Origin of the sequence: Pseudomonas sp. G5001, from assembly GCF_013385475.1 — a bacterium.
GTDB lineage: Bacteria > Pseudomonadota > Gammaproteobacteria > Pseudomonadales > Pseudomonadaceae > Aquipseudomonas.
On record NZ_JACAPZ010000016.1, the window covers coordinates 62,094 to 75,174 of the forward strand.

Genomic DNA, 13,081 nt, shown 5'->3' on the forward strand with positions numbered 1-13,081 from the left:
ATCACGTACGCCGAGCGAGCCTGTCCCGGAAATACTCCACCACCGCCGCTTGCTCTCCCGCAAACTCGATGCGTGCGCCTTTGCTTTCCCGCTGGAACGCATACATCGGGTCGTAGTACTCACGCAACAGCCCTTCAATCCAGCCGCGGTGCAAATCCACCGCGCCGCTGCTGGCTTGTTCTGCCAATGCTTCCTGCATGATCGCGTGCAACCGCGCAAACCGCTCGCCGCCCAGGCGCTTGTGGATATTGCCCAGGCTCTGGGTCAGGCGCTCGGCAAACAGTTCCTGGCCAGTGTCGCCAAACACCGCGACAAACTCGGCGCAAAGATCCACCACATAATCCTTCAGGATGCGCTCCACCCGGCCTTCAACGCTGTCTTCCAGCCAGACCATCGGGAAGCCCTGCATGCCTTTGTGCAAGGGCAACGGCAGCGCGCAGCTGCCGATCATGCGGCTCTCATCCTCGACCACAAACTGCTCGATACCGGCGGCGCGCTTTTTCAGCAGGTCCACCGCCAGGCGGTTTTCGAAGTCGATGTTGGAAGGTTGCGCCGTGGCGCGTTTGCCGAAGCTGGAACCGCGATGGTTGGCGTGGCCTTCCAGGTCCAGGGCGTTGTTCAACTGGCCGAGCACTTCGGTCTTGCCGGTACCGGTCATGCCGCCCAACAGTACGAAGTCGCATTGCGCAGTGGCGCTTTCAACCGTGTCGAGCAGGAAAGTCCGCATGGCCTTGTAGCCACCGCCCACTCGCGGATAGTCGATACCCGCCTCGGTTTTCAACCATTGCTGGGCAATCTGCGAACGCATCCCGCCGCGAAAGCAGTACAGCAGACCATCCGGATTGGCCTGGGCAAAACGCGCCCAGTGTTCGATACGTTCGGCCTTGATCGCCCCGGACACCAGTTCGTGCCCGAGAACAATGGCCGCCTGCTGGCCTTGCTGCTTGTAACAGGTGCCCACCCGTTCGCGCTCGTCGTCGGTCATCAACGGCAGGTTGACCACCCCGGGAAACGCGCCCTTGATGAACTCGATCGGCGCGCGGGTATCCATCATCGGCCGGTCGTTGAGAAAGATATCGCGGTAATCGGTGATGTCGATGGGCATCAGAACACCTCTACCGCGTTGGTCTGTCGCTCAACCAGTTCGCCGATCGGCTCAAGGTTCAGGCCCAGCTCCGCCGCCACGGCGAGGAATTCGGCATTGCCTTCGGGGGTGACCGCCACCAGCAGCCCGCCGCTGGTTTGCGGGTCGCACAGCACGCGCTTGTGCAGTTCGTTCAGGCGCCCCAGCTTGCTGGCGTAGCTGTCGAAATTGCGCAAGGTGCCGCCGGGGACGCAGCCCTGCTCCAGGTAGTACTCAACCCCGGGCAGGCGTGGGACTTTTTCGTATTCGATGCGGGCAGTTAATTGGCTGCCGTCGGCCATTTCCACCAGGTGGCCCAACAGGCCGAAACCGGTGACGTCGGTCATGGCCGTGACACCGGCCAGCTTGCCAAAACGGCTGCCGGGTTTGTTGAGGGTGCACATCCAGTCACGGGCCAGGCCCACGTCGGCCTCGCGCAGCTTGCCCTTCTTCTCGGCCGTGGTGAGGATGCCGATGCCCAGGGGTTTGGTCAGGTACAGTTGGCAACCGGCGGTGGCGGTGTCGTTGCGCTTCATGTGGCGCTTTTCCACCAGCCCGGTGACGGCCAGGCCGAAGATCGGCTCCGGGGCGTCGATGGAGTGGCCGCCGGCCAGGGGAATCCCGGCAGCGTCACACACGGAACGGCCGCCGCGAATCACTTCCCGGGCAATCTCCGGAGCCAGCACGTTGACCGGCCAGCCGAGAATCGCGATGGCCATCAACGGATCGCCGCCCATCGCATAGATATCGCTGATGGCATTGGTGGCGGCAATGCGGCCGAAGTCGAAGGGGTCATCGACGATCGGCATGAAAAAGTCGGTGGTGGACACCACGCCGCGCTCCTCGTCGATGGCGTACACCGCCGCGTCATCGCGCGAAGCGTTGCCTACCCAGAGCTTGGGGTCGAGGTTCTGTGCGCCACTGCCGGCGAGGATCACTTCCAGTACCTGAGGTGAGATCTTGCAACCGCAACCAGCACCGTGGCTGTATTGGGTCAGGCGAATCGGCTCGTTCATGGGTATCCCTCAAGGCGTCAAGTGGGCGGATTCTAGCAGACAGCAAAAGGCCGACTGCATGCAGTCGGCCCTTATGTTCAGCCCTTAGTGTTTGGCAGCAAGCCGTTTATGCCGGTTGCGTCGCATCATGTTCAGGCATTCGATAGCCGCCGAGAACGCCATGGCCGCATACACATAGCCTTTTGGCACATGGGCGCCGAAACCTTCGGCGATCAGCGTCATACCGATCATGATGAGGAAGCCCAGGGCCAACATCACGATGGTCGGGTTGTCGTTGATGAACTTGGCCAGCGGCTCGGCCGCCACCAGCATCACGATCACCGAGACCACCACGGCAATGATCATGATCGGCAAGTGCTCGGTCATGCCCACGGCGGTGATGATGCTGTCGATGGAAAACACCATGTCCAGCAGCAGGATCTGGCCAATCGCCGAGGCGAAGCCCAGGGTCACGCTCGGCGCGCCGGTGTCCACATGCTCCTTCTCGGGGTCCATGCTGTGATGGATCTCGGTGGTGGCCTTCCACACCAGGAACAGGCCACCGGCGATCAGGATCATGTCTTTCCAGGAGAACGACTGCCCCAGGATGTCGATGACCGGCTCGGTCAGCTGCACGATAAAGGCGATGGTGCTCAACAGGCCCAGACGCAGGATCAATGCCATGCTGATGCCGATGCGGCGGGCCTTGGCCCGGTGCTTCACCGGCAACTTGTTGGTGAGAATCGAGATAAAGATCAGGTTATCGATCCCCAGCACGATCTCCATGACGATCAGGGTGGCCAGTGCGATCCACGCGGTCGGGCTGGCGGCCAGTTGTAAAAGGTATTCCATAGGTCATTCCTGGTGTTGTGTGCGGGTATCAGGTTTCTTGGGAGGTGGACTCAGCCTTGCTGTCTTCCTGTTCCGGCTTGTCCGGCTTGCCTTGCGGCGGTGCGATCAAGCCCTTGGTCGCGTCACTCAACGCCTGTTCGGCGGCCTGGTGGGTGTCGTCAATCACTTGCTTGGCCGACTCGGTGGCCTTGCCCAGCAGTTGTTGCGCGCTTTTTTCCGCTTGGTCACAGCCACTGAGCATGACTAATGAAAGCCCAAGTAACGCCGTTGCGCCCAGGGAATTGAGTTTCATGATGCGTTCCTCGTTAGAACCTTCGGGTCCAAGTAGTGGCCCCTCGATAGCGACGCATTCTATGCAGGGGAACACTTCAGGAAAATTCGTATTTTTTTCGTTTATACTTCGGTTTTCACGAAGTATTGGCCGCCATGCTCAATTACCGACAACTGCACTACTTCTGGGTCGTCGCCAAGACCGGCAGCATCGTGCGCGCCTGCGAGCAACTGAACCTCACGCCGCAGACCATCAGCGGGCAGATCAGCCTGCTGGAACAGACCTTTGGCGTGGCATTGTTCCAGAAGGTCGGGCGCCAGCTGGAGCTGACCGAAGCCGGGCGCCAGGCGCTGCCCTATGCCGAGCAGATGTTCCAGCTGGGCAATGAGCTTGAAGCGATGTTGCGCACCCAGCCCAATGAGCAGCAGATCCTGTTCCGGGTTGGCGTCGCGGATGTGGTGCCCAAGTCCATCGTCTATCGGCTGATTGCGCCAACCATGGAGTTGAGCGAGCCGATCCGCATCACCTGCCGTGAAGACAAACTCGAACGCTTGCTGGCGGACCTGGCGATCCAGCGCCTGGACCTGGTGATCTCCGACAGCCCGATGCCGCCGCACCTGGACATCAAGGGCTACAGCCAGAAGCTGGGGGAATGCGGCATCAGCTTTTTCGCAACCCAGGCATTGGCTGACCAGCATCGCGGCGATTTCCCACAATGCCTGCAGGGTGCGCCGCTGTTGATTCCGGGGGCGGAGACGGTGGTGCGCAGCCGTTTGCTGCGCTGGTTTGCCGAGCAGCAGATCCAGCCACGGATTGTCGGGGAATTTGACGACAGCGCGTTGATGCAGGCCTTTGGCCAATCCGGCAGCGGGATTTTTATCGCGCCGAGCGTGATTGCCGACGAGGTGGAGCGCCAGTATGGCGTGGCGCTGATCGGCCAGACGGATGCGGTGACCGAATCGTTTTATGCAATCTCGGTGGAGCGCAAGGTCAAGCACCCCGGCATCGTGGCGATTACCGAAGGTGCCAGACGGGAGCTGTTCACTTCCCTGCCCTGAAGGCTCAGGCGCTGACGGCGCGGGTCTTGGCGGTCATCAGCCACAGCGCCAGCAGGATCGACAACAGGATAAAGCCCGCCGCGGCAAACCCGAGGCTGCCCAGGCCCAGGGTGTCGATCACGTGCCCGCCCACCAGCGCCCCCAGGCCAATCCCCAGGTTGGCCCCGGCAATGTTCAACGAGGCGGCAAACGCCGGCGCATGGGGTGCGGCCTTCATCAGTCGCACATGGCTGACCAGAAACAATGCCGCCTGGGTCACGCCCCATACCGCCATCGCCGCCGCCAACCCGATCGTGGAATGGATGGCGGGCACCAGCGCCACCATGCCGGCGATCATGAAACCGCAGAACACCATCGACGCAATCAGCGGATGACGGTCGACCATGCGCCCGCCCAAAGAGTTGCCGATCAGGCCGACCGCGCCAAAGCCCATGAGGCACCAGCCCACTACCGTGCCGTCAAAACCCGCCAGGCGTTCGAGAATGTCTGCCAGGTAGGTGTAGGCGGTGAACATCCCGCTGAACACCAGGATCGACAGCAGGATATGGCCCTGCATCAGCGGGCTGCGCAAGATCTTGAACTGCGAGCGCAGGCTGACCTGGTCGTGCTTTGCCCGGGTCTTCGGCAGGTAGATAAACAGCAGCAGGGCCTTGGCGAACGCCACCACCGCAAGAATGCCAAAGGCGGTGCGCCAGCCGAACATATCGGAAATCAGCGTGCCCACCGGGATCCCGAAGACCGTGGCACACACGATGCCGAAGCCGATTTTTTCAATCGCGCGGCCGGCGAAATCCGGCCCCACAATGTCCACCGCTGTCTCGCTGGCCAGGGCCCAGAACACCGGCAGCCCCAGCGCCGGGATCAACCGGGCCAGGGACATGACCCAGATATTCGAGGCCATCGCCGCCAGAGTGTTGGCCAGGCCGAACATGATCAGGATCGTGATAAACAGCCGCTTGCGCTCGAACCGGGCGAAATATGCGGTGAGGAACGGGCCAAACGCCGCCACGGTGAAGGCGAACAACGTCACCAGCAACCCGGCCTGGGACACGCTCACGTCGAGGTCGCGGGCGATGGAAGGCAACAGGCCGACGATGATGAACTCTGTGGTCAGCACGGTAAAACCGGCTGCCGACAACAGCAGGATCGGAAACAACATCAAAAACTCCAGAAAACAGCGACATCAACGACAGCCCGGAGGGCCCGCTGATAGAGAAGAAATAAGAGGATGGGCAATGTTAACAGAATGTGTCCCATCGTGGTGACGGAACGCCGCACCCGGATTAGACGTTTCCTACAGATGTTAGACTTCGCCCCTGCCAGATTCATGCTGCCTAGCTGCATCTATTAAAAAAACCAGAGACAACCTTTTTATGACTGCTGCCCCTTCCCTCTTTCAACGCCTGATGTCTATCAGCCTGGTCACCCAAATTGTCATCGGCCTGATCGCCGGTATCCTGTTGGCCCTGCTGTTGCCCGACGTCGCACAAGCCACCGGGTTTATTGGCAAGGTCTTTGTCTCGGCGCTCAAGGCCGTCGCGCCCATCCTGGTATTTGTGCTGGTGATGGCCTCGATTGCCAGCCACAAGCACGGCCAGGAAACCCATATCCGCCCGATCCTGTTCCTGTACCTGCTGGGCACGTTCGCTGCCGCCGTGGTCGCGGTGATCGCCAGCACGCTGTTCCCCTCCTCGCTGGTGCTGGCCACCCACGATGTGGCCGTCAGCCCTCCCGGCGGTATCGGTGATGTGTTGCAAAGCCTGTTGCTGAGCGTGGTGGACAACCCGGTCAGCGCGCTGATGAACGCCAATTTCATCGGTATCCTGGCGTGGGCCATCGGCATGGGCATCGCCATTCGCCATGCCAGCGACACCACCCGCACCGTGCTGGGGGACCTGTCCAACGGCGTCACGCTGATCGTGCGCATGGTGATCCGCTTCGCGCCCCTGGGGATTTTCGGCCTGGTGGCCTCGACCCTCGCCACGTCCGGCTTCGGCGCCCTGCTGGGCTACGCACACCTGCTTTTGGTGTTGATCGGCTGCATGCTGTTCGTCGCGCTGGTGATCAACCCGGCCATCGTGTTCTGGAAGCTGCGCCGCAACCCTTACCCGCTGGTGCTGATGTGCCTGCGGGAAAGCGGGATCACCGCGTTTTTCACCCGCAGTTCGGCGGCCAACATTCCGGTCAACCTGGCGTTGAGCAAGCGCCTGGGCCTGCATGAAGACACCTACTCGGTGTCGATCCCGCTGGGCGCCACCATCAATATGGCCGGCGCAGCCATCACCATCACCGTGCTGACCCTGGCCGCCGTGCACACCCTGGGCATTGCCGTGGACATCCCCACCGCCGTGCTGCTCAGCGTGGTCGCGGCGGTGTGTGCCTGCGGCGCGTCGGGGGTTGCCGGGGGCTCGCTGCTGTTGATCCCGCTGGCGTGCAGCCTGTTCGGCATTCCCAGCGAAATCGCCATGCAGGTGGTGGCCGTGGGCTTCATCATCGGCGTGTTGCAGGACTCGGCGGAGACCGCACTGAACTCGTCCACCGATGTGTTGTTCACCGCTGCCGCATGCCTGGGCAAGGAAGAACAAGCCGCGTAGACCTTGCGCGCACAAAAAAAGCCCGGGGCAGTTCGTGAATGAACCGCCCCGGGCTTTTTTATTACAAGGCTTAGAACGCGCCCATGTAGTCGCGCTTGCCCACTTCCACGCCGTTGTGACGCAGCAAGGCGTAAGCGGTGGTGACGTGGAAGAAGAACTGCGGCAGGCCGTAGCTCAGCAGGTACGACTGGCCGCTGAAGCGCTTCTCTTTCGGGGTGCCAGGGCGAGTGATGATCTCGATGCCTTCTTTACCGTCGACCTGGGCCGGGGTGATGGTGTCGATAAACGCCAGGACCTTGGCGATCAGCGCTTGCAGGTCGGCGAAGGTGACTTCTGTATCGTCGTATTTCGGAACTTCGATTTCAGCCAGGCGGGCAGAAACGCCTTTGGCGAAGTCGACGGCGATCTGCACCTGACGCACCAGCGGGAACATGTCCGGGTACAGGCGTGCCTGCAGGAAGGCGTTCGGGTCGATGTTCTTGGCGGTGGCGTGGGCCTCGGCCTTGTTCAGCACATCGCTCAGGGCGTTGAGCATTTGCTTGAAGACCGGGAGGGAAGCGGCGTACAGGGAAATAGTCATGACAGTCTCGACAGTTGTGGCAGGGTTTGAAACAGCCGCGATTATAGACATGCCGGCCACCGGCGCCGCTTGTCTTTTATTTTTTCAGGATTAGGCTAGTGAGCTCACTGCATTAGGGAAAGCGCGATGACCACCGAGCACGACACCACTTCCGAAGAACCGCGCCTGAACAGCACGGAAATCCGCATCCTTGGCTGCCTGATCGAAAAACAGGCCACCAGCCCCGAAACCTACCCGTTGACCCTCAACGCGCTGGTGATCGCCTGTAACCAGAAAACCAGCCGCGAACCGGTGATGAACCTCAGCCAGGGCCAGGTTGGCCAGAGCCTGCGGGCCCTGGAAGGCCGCGGGTTTACCCGGCTGGTGATGGGCAGCCGCGCCGACCGCTGGGAGCATCGGGTGGACAAGGCGCTGGAGCTGGTGCCGGCCCAGGTGATTCTCAGCGGGTTGCTGTTCCTGCGGGGGCCGCAGACGGTCAACGAACTGCTGACCCGGAGCGGGCGCATGCATGACTTTGAAGACGCCGAGCAGGTGGTGCATCAACTGGAACGCCTGATTGCCCGTGGGCTGGCGTTGTTGGTGCCGCGTCAGTCGGGGCAGCGGGAAGATCGGTACATGCACGCCCTGGGCGACCCGGCGGACATTGAAGCGATCCTGGCGGCGCGTGGGAATCCGGTGGAGCGTGGTGCGGGAAGTGGGGTTTCCCTGGAGCGTATCGAAGAGCTGGAAGCGCGGATTGCGGCGCTGGAAGAGCGCCTTTCGCGGCTCGAATAATGTTTGTGGTGAGTGGGCTTCTGTGGTGATGGAGCTTTTGTGGCGAGGGAGCTTGCTCCCGCTGGAGTGCGTAGCGCTCCCATTTTCTTGGGGCTGCTGCGCAACCCAGCGGGAGCAAGCTCCCTCGCCACAGCAAGCTCACTCTCCACACCGCCAGCGGTGATGCTCAGCTCCGGGCAAATGCCACCGCCGCCTGAAACTGTTCATCCGTCGGCCGCACGCCGGTGTACAGCACGAACTGCTCCAACGCCTGGATGGCGATCACTTCCAAACCGGTGATCACTCGTTTGCCCTGGGCCCGTCCACGCAGGATCAGTGGGGTTTCCGAGGGAATCGCCACCACATCGAAGACCGTCTCGGCCGCATCAACCGCGTCAGCTTCAAACGCCAACTGATCCGCTTCCGCCCCTCCGGTCATGCCAATCGGCGTCACGTTGACCAGCATCTGCGGGCGCAAGGCACCCAACTGCGCCTGCCACTCATACCCCAGGCTCTGGGCCAGCGCCCGGCCCGCTTCTTCATTGCGCGCCACGATCACGCCCTTGGCGTAGCCGCCATCGCGCAAGGCACTGGCCACCGCCTTGGCCATGCCGCCGCTGCCGCGCAGGGCGAAGGTCGAGTCCTTGGGCACCTGGTGCTTGTGCAGCAGTTGCTCGATGGCAATGTAATCGGTGTTGTAGGCCTTCAAATGCCCGTCGGTGTTGACGATGGTATTGATTGACGCAATGGCCCGCGCCGAATCGTCCAGCTCATCCACCAGGGCAATACAGGCTTCCTTGAACGGCATCGACACGCCACAACCCCGAATGCCCAAGGCCCGAATGCCACCGACGGCGCCAGGCAGGTCCTGGCTACTGAAGGCCTTGTAGTAGAAATTCAACCCCAACTGCTCGTACAGGTGGTTATGAAAGCGCAGGCCAAAGTTCCCGGGGCGCGCCGACAGTGACATGCACAGTTGGGTGTCCTTGTTGGGGTTCATCTGCATCGGTAACTCCTTGAAGCCATTCCAGAGGCGGTTTCGGATAGACGGAATACCCGCGCCGGCGGGTTGTCATGGATCATACGCACTGTGCCCGGCCACTTGTGTAAGCCAATCGATACAGACCTTACACAACCTTTACCTATCGGCTGTGCTGTTTTTTAGAAATACGCTGTCTTAAAAGTATCCCCGCGACAATCCTTGAGTCGATTGATTGCAGACCATGAGCGCAGGGGCTAACCGAGGAATGACCATGATTCGTAAACTCCCCAAGATCGCCTTGCTGATCGGCGCACTCGCTATGGCAGGACAGGCCTCCGCCCACGGTGGTGGTTGGGGTGCTCCGCTCGCACTGGGAGCCGTTGTTGGTGCAGTGGTAGGCGGCTCGATCGTCGCCAGTCAATCGCGGCCGGTCTACGTGCAACAACCGGTGTATGTCCAGCCGCAGCCGGTGTATGCCGCTCCGCCGCCGGTCTACTACGCACCGCCACCGCCTGTGTATGTGCAACAACAGGTTTATTATCGCCCGGCGCCGGTCTACTACGGCCCACCGCGCGGCTACTACGGCCCTCCACACGGCTATTACGGTCGCGGCTGGTAAGCCTCAACTGACACACCTGAACAGGCTCCGCCCTAAAAGCGGGGCCTTTTTTTGGCCTGCAGGTCTGAATAAATCTCGCCAAGGTCGTTATAAGGACAATGGCTGTGGCCAAATCCCACATCATTGATCTCAATAGGCGCTTGCCCGAACGGGGCCTGCGCTGTCATGTTTGTGTCTCAAAAGGCTTCCACTATCAACACTGTCCGACCAATAACAACAAGGACGATTGCCCATGCCCACGCAAAACCCACATCGCACCGCCGGCCTCTGCACCTCGAGCAAGGTCTATAGCGTACTGACGGAGCTCAAGGCCCTGGAAGGCCATCGCAACGCCAAGTTCCTGTCCTTGCTGACGGAAAACCTGGTGCGCAAGGGCCTGCTCAGTGAACAGGAAGTGGTGCATATGCTCGACCAGGTGGTCGACTGACTGAGGGTCGCTCGATAACAGTGATGTCGACTATCGAGCAGGTTGATTTTCCCTGAAGGCCTACGCACCGTAATGTCACCTCCATAGCGTATCGGAGGTCATCATGCCCACTATTCAAATCATGTCTGTCATCGGCAGTGCCGTTCCCGCCTCTCTGCGGGAGCTTGGCTTGCTCGCCTGCTGGTACCTGGTACGCGATGGCGAAGCCATCAGCGGCCCACTCACTTCATTACCGGCCGCCCAGGCCCTGTCGGTCAAAATGGCGCATTGCTTTCATGCCTAAGGCAGTTGCACCCGCGGTTTGGTTTCCACAAACAGCGCCCAGCTGGACATGAACAACGCAGCAATCAGTGGCCCGATGACAAAGCCGTTCAAGCCAAAGATCGACAGGCCGCCCAAGGTTGAGATAAGGATCAGGTAATCCGGCATGCGGGTGTCCTTGCCCACCAGGATGGGCCTTAGCACATTGTCCACCAGCCCGATCACAAATACCCCGAACAACCCGAGCACCACGCCCTGCCAGATCGACCCGCTCAGCAGGAAGTACGCCGCCACCGGCCCCCACACAATCCCCGCGCCCACCGCCGGCAGCAGCGACAGAAACGCCATCAACACCGCCCAGAGCAGCGCGCTGGGAATGTCCAGGAACCAGAAGATCAAACCACCCAACGCGCCTTGCGTGACCGCTACCAGCACGTTGCCTTTCACCGTGGCACGCACCACCCGGTTGAACTTCAATTGCAGGCGACGCTTCTGCGGTTCGGCCAGCGGCACCGCGGTGCGCACCTTGCGCACCAGCTCGGGGCCATCGCGCAGCAGGAAGTACAGCAAGTACAGCATGATGAAAAAGCTCACCAGGAAATCAAACGTGCCCTGGCCGAAGCTGAACGCCTGGGTCGCAAAAAACTGGCTGCCCTGCATCGCACTCTTGACGATCTTCTCCCGCAGGCCTTCCAGGTTGCCCATGCCGAAGCGGTCCAGCAGATGCTGGAAATACGGTGGCAGGAAGTTCTTGAACTGCTCGATATACCCGGCAACGTCGAGCTTGCCGCTCTCGACGTTCTTGTAAAGCGTCGCGCCCTCCTGCACCAGCAAGGCACTGGTGATGATCACCGGCAGAATCGCGATTATCAGGCACACCGTCAGGGTTGCCAGAGATGTGAGATTGCGGTTCCAGCCAAAACGTTGCTGGAAGCGCCGTTGCATCGGCGCAAAGATGATCCCCAGGATCACCGCCCAGAACACCGCGCCGTAGAACGGCAGCAAAATCCAGATAAACGCGATGGTCACCAGGGCGAGCAGTAACAGCAGGGTTTTGAATTGCAGATTGGTTTGGTTCATGTCCGGTCCATGTCTAAAACACCAGGCGCTCATGTGCGCCTTGATGTTTAGTCCACTGCAAATCCCGCGAGTGCCCTACTTATTAGACCTGGATCAATAAACTGCGCACCCGGCCCGGCTACCCTGCCGCCCTTTTGCGACCCGAACCCATGCCTCCCGTTATCGCCCCCGAACTGCTCGCCCCCGCCGGCACCCTGAAAAACATGCGTTATGCCTTTGCCTACGGTGCCGATGCCGTCTACGCCGGGCAACCGCGCTACAGCCTGCGGGTGCGCAATAACGAGTTCGACCACGCCAACCTCGCCCTCGGCATCCAGGAAGCCCAGGCCCAGGGCAAGCGGTTCTATGTGGTGGTCAACATCGCGCCTCACAACGCCAAGCTGAAAACCTTCCTCAAGGACCTTGCCCCGGTGATCGCCATGGGCCCGGATGCGCTGATCATGTCCGACCCGGGCCTGATCATGCTGGTGCGCCGGCACTTCCCGCACATGCCGATCCACCTGTCGGTGCAGGCCAATACGGTGAACTGGGCCAGCGTCGAATTCTGGCAGGCGCAGGGCATCTGCCGGATCATCCTGTCCCGGGAGTTGTCACTGGAGGAAATCGACGAGATTCGCCAGCAAGTCCCCGCCATGGAGCTGGAAGTGTTTGTGCACGGTGCCCTGTGCATGGCCTATTCCGGGCGCTGCCTGCTGTCGGGCTACATGAACAAGCGGGATGCCAACCAGGGCACCTGCACCAACGCCTGCCGCTGGAAATACCAGGCGACGCCTGCGGTGGAAAACGCCGCCGGCGACATCGTGCAGCACTATGCGCCCGAGCCGACCCTGGGCCTCGGCGCGCCCACCGACCAGGTGTTCCTGCTGCAGGAGGCCAATCGCCCCGACGAACAGATGCCCGCCTTCGAAGATGAACACGGCACCTACATCATGAACGCCAAGGACCTGCGGGCGGTGCAGCACGTCGAGCGGCTGACGCGCATGGGCGTGCACTCGTTGAAGATCGAAGGCCGCACCAAATCCCACTTTTACTGCGCCCGAACCACCCAGGTATATCGCCAGGCGATTGATGACGCGGTGGCCGGGCGCGACTTTGACCGGGGCTTGATGACCAACCTCGAATCCCTGGCCCAGCGCGGCTACACCGAGGGTTTCCTGCGCCGGCACGTGCACGATGAGTATCAGAACTATCAGAACGGCAGCTCGGTGTCCGAACGCCAGCAGTTCGTCGGCGAACTGACCGGTGAACGGCGCGGCGAACTGGCCGAGGTCAAGGTCAAGAACCGTTTTGCCGTGGGCAATCACCTGGAACTGATGACCCCGGCGGGGAATTTCCACTTTGACCTGGGCTCATTGCACAACGCCAAGGGCGAGGCCATCGCGGTGGCGCCGGGTGACGGGCATACGGTGTATTTGCCGATCCCGGCGGAGATGGACCTGCGTTTCGGCCTTTTGATGCGCGACGTTTAACTTCGCCAGACACCTCA

15 protein-coding genes are annotated in these 13,081 nt (G+C 61.2%); 7 read left to right on the plus strand and 8 right to left on the minus strand.

Annotated features, from left to right (window positions below; all coding sequences use genetic code 11):
* Position 1: 1 nt before the first annotated feature.
* From mnmH to HX805_RS14485, 4 genes are all read right to left on the minus strand, one after another.
* Positions 2–1,105 carry a tRNA 2-selenouridine(34) synthase MnmH gene (mnmH, locus tag HX805_RS14470; RefSeq protein WP_177067207.1) on the minus strand — a complete coding sequence of 368 codons (1,104 nt, stop codon included), beginning with the start codon at positions 1,103–1,105 and terminating at the stop codon, positions 2–4.
* A complete protein-coding gene (selD, locus tag HX805_RS14475; RefSeq protein ID WP_003211248.1) occupies positions 1,105–2,139 on the minus strand; it encodes a selenide, water dikinase SelD in 1,035 nt (344 codons plus the stop codon). Before selD ends, mnmH begins: the two co-directional genes overlap by 1 nt.
* An 84-nt stretch (positions 2,140–2,223) precedes the next feature.
* Positions 2,224–2,970: a TerC family protein gene (locus HX805_RS14480; protein ID WP_003211245.1), complete on the minus strand. Its 747-nt coding sequence runs from the start codon at positions 2,968–2,970 to the stop codon at positions 2,224–2,226.
* 28 nt (positions 2,971–2,998) lie between these two features.
* The gene (locus tag HX805_RS14485; protein ID WP_177028778.1) at positions 2,999–3,262 is read right to left on the minus strand and encodes a hypothetical protein; all 264 of its coding nucleotides are present in this window, start codon (positions 3,260–3,262) and stop codon (positions 2,999–3,001) included.
* A 134-nt stretch (positions 3,263–3,396) separates the two neighbouring features.
* On the opposite strand from HX805_RS14485, the gene nhaR reads away from it, so the two are divergent.
* Positions 3,397–4,299, plus strand: a complete 903-nt coding sequence (gene nhaR / locus HX805_RS14490) for a transcriptional activator NhaR (RefSeq protein WP_003211241.1) — start codon at positions 3,397–3,399, stop codon at positions 4,297–4,299.
* 4 nt (positions 4,300–4,303) lie between these two features.
* Here the strand turns inward: nhaR and HX805_RS14495 are convergent, their stop codons facing one another.
* The gene (locus HX805_RS14495) at positions 4,304–5,458 is read right to left on the minus strand and encodes an MFS transporter (RefSeq protein WP_177116978.1); all 1,155 of its coding nucleotides are present in this window, start codon (positions 5,456–5,458) and stop codon (positions 4,304–4,306) included.
* A gap of 214 nt (positions 5,459–5,672) precedes the next feature.
* Here HX805_RS14495 and sstT point away from each other — a divergent pair, with 214 nt between their 5' ends.
* Positions 5,673–6,893 (plus strand): serine/threonine transporter SstT, encoded by a 1,221-nt coding sequence (gene sstT / locus HX805_RS14500; RefSeq protein ID WP_003211235.1) that lies wholly within the window; start codon positions 5,673–5,675, stop codon positions 6,891–6,893.
* Between the two features lie 70 nt (positions 6,894–6,963).
* Here the strand turns inward: sstT and HX805_RS14505 are convergent, their stop codons facing one another.
* Positions 6,964–7,473: a DUF1993 family protein gene (locus HX805_RS14505; protein WP_003211233.1), complete on the minus strand. Its 510-nt coding sequence runs from the start codon at positions 7,471–7,473 to the stop codon at positions 6,964–6,966.
* 126 nt (positions 7,474–7,599) lie between these two features.
* Between HX805_RS14505 and HX805_RS14510 the strand changes: the two genes are divergently transcribed.
* Positions 7,600–8,247: a YceH family protein gene (locus tag HX805_RS14510; RefSeq protein ID WP_003211232.1), complete on the plus strand. Its 648-nt coding sequence runs from the start codon at positions 7,600–7,602 to the stop codon at positions 8,245–8,247.
* Positions 8,248–8,413: 166 nt separating this feature from the next.
* Here the strand turns inward: HX805_RS14510 and HX805_RS14515 are convergent, their stop codons facing one another.
* Positions 8,414–9,232: a shikimate 5-dehydrogenase gene (locus HX805_RS14515; RefSeq protein ID WP_003211230.1), complete on the minus strand. Its 819-nt coding sequence runs from the start codon at positions 9,230–9,232 to the stop codon at positions 8,414–8,416.
* Between the two features lie 241 nt (positions 9,233–9,473).
* Between HX805_RS14515 and HX805_RS14520 the strand changes: the two genes are divergently transcribed.
* From HX805_RS14520 to HX805_RS14530, 3 genes are all read left to right on the plus strand, one after another.
* Entirely contained in the window at positions 9,474–9,827 is a 354-nt protein-coding gene (locus tag HX805_RS14520) for a hypothetical protein (protein WP_008435927.1), read from the plus strand.
* Positions 9,828–10,059: 232 nt separating this feature from the next.
* Positions 10,060–10,254, plus strand: a complete 195-nt coding sequence (locus tag HX805_RS14525) for a hypothetical protein (protein ID WP_003211226.1) — start codon at positions 10,060–10,062, stop codon at positions 10,252–10,254.
* 103 nt (positions 10,255–10,357) lie between these two features.
* The gene (locus HX805_RS14530; RefSeq protein WP_003211225.1) at positions 10,358–10,537 is read left to right on the plus strand and encodes a hypothetical protein; all 180 of its coding nucleotides are present in this window, start codon (positions 10,358–10,360) and stop codon (positions 10,535–10,537) included.
* Here HX805_RS14530 and HX805_RS14535 read toward each other — a convergent pair.
* The gene (locus HX805_RS14535) at positions 10,534–11,595 is read right to left on the minus strand and encodes an AI-2E family transporter (protein WP_003211223.1); all 1,062 of its coding nucleotides are present in this window, start codon (positions 11,593–11,595) and stop codon (positions 10,534–10,536) included. The two genes, HX805_RS14530 and HX805_RS14535, sit on opposite strands and share 4 nt — an antisense overlap.
* 149 nt (positions 11,596–11,744) lie before the next feature.
* On the opposite strand from HX805_RS14535, the gene yegQ reads away from it, so the two are divergent.
* Positions 11,745–13,064 (plus strand): tRNA 5-hydroxyuridine modification protein YegQ, encoded by a 1,320-nt coding sequence (yegQ, locus tag HX805_RS14540; protein ID WP_008435935.1) that lies wholly within the window; start codon positions 11,745–11,747, stop codon positions 13,062–13,064.
* The last annotated feature ends 17 nt before the right edge of the window (positions 13,065–13,081 follow it).

Excerpts from the sequence above, each read along its gene's own strand:
- selD (WP_003211248.1), bottom strand. The coding sequence starts at position 2,139 with ATGAACGAGCCGATTCGCCTGACCCAATACAGCCACGGTGCTGGTTGC.
- sstT (WP_003211235.1), top strand. The coding sequence starts at position 5,673 with ATGACTGCTGCCCCTTCCCTCTTTCAACGCCTGATGTCTATCAGCCTG.
- HX805_RS14520 (WP_008435927.1), top strand. The coding sequence starts at position 9,474 with ATGACCATGATTCGTAAACTCCCCAAGATCGCCTTGCTGATCGGCGCA.
- nhaR (WP_003211241.1), top strand. The coding sequence starts at position 3,397 with ATGCTCAATTACCGACAACTGCACTACTTCTGGGTCGTCGCCAAGACC.
- HX805_RS14495 (WP_177116978.1), bottom strand. The coding sequence starts at position 5,458 with ATGTTGTTTCCGATCCTGCTGTTGTCGGCAGCCGGTTTTACCGTGCTG.
- mnmH (WP_177067207.1), bottom strand. The coding sequence starts at position 1,105 with ATGCCCATCGACATCACCGATTACCGCGATATCTTTCTCAACGACCGG.
- yegQ (WP_008435935.1), top strand. The coding sequence starts at position 11,745 with ATGCCTCCCGTTATCGCCCCCGAACTGCTCGCCCCCGCCGGCACCCTG.
- HX805_RS14485 (WP_177028778.1), bottom strand. The coding sequence starts at position 3,262 with ATGAAACTCAATTCCCTGGGCGCAACGGCGTTACTTGGGCTTTCATTA.
- HX805_RS14510 (WP_003211232.1), top strand. The coding sequence starts at position 7,600 with ATGACCACCGAGCACGACACCACTTCCGAAGAACCGCGCCTGAACAGC.
- HX805_RS14505 (WP_003211233.1), bottom strand. The coding sequence starts at position 7,473 with ATGACTATTTCCCTGTACGCCGCTTCCCTCCCGGTCTTCAAGCAAATG.
- HX805_RS14535 (WP_003211223.1), bottom strand. The coding sequence starts at position 11,595 with ATGAACCAAACCAATCTGCAATTCAAAACCCTGCTGTTACTGCTCGCC.
- HX805_RS14530 (WP_003211225.1), top strand. The coding sequence starts at position 10,358 with ATGCCCACTATTCAAATCATGTCTGTCATCGGCAGTGCCGTTCCCGCC.
- HX805_RS14480 (WP_003211245.1), bottom strand. The coding sequence starts at position 2,970 with ATGGAATACCTTTTACAACTGGCCGCCAGCCCGACCGCGTGGATCGCA.
- HX805_RS14525 (WP_003211226.1), top strand. The coding sequence starts at position 10,060 with ATGCCCACGCAAAACCCACATCGCACCGCCGGCCTCTGCACCTCGAGC.
- HX805_RS14515 (WP_003211230.1), bottom strand. The coding sequence starts at position 9,232 with ATGCAGATGAACCCCAACAAGGACACCCAACTGTGCATGTCACTGTCG.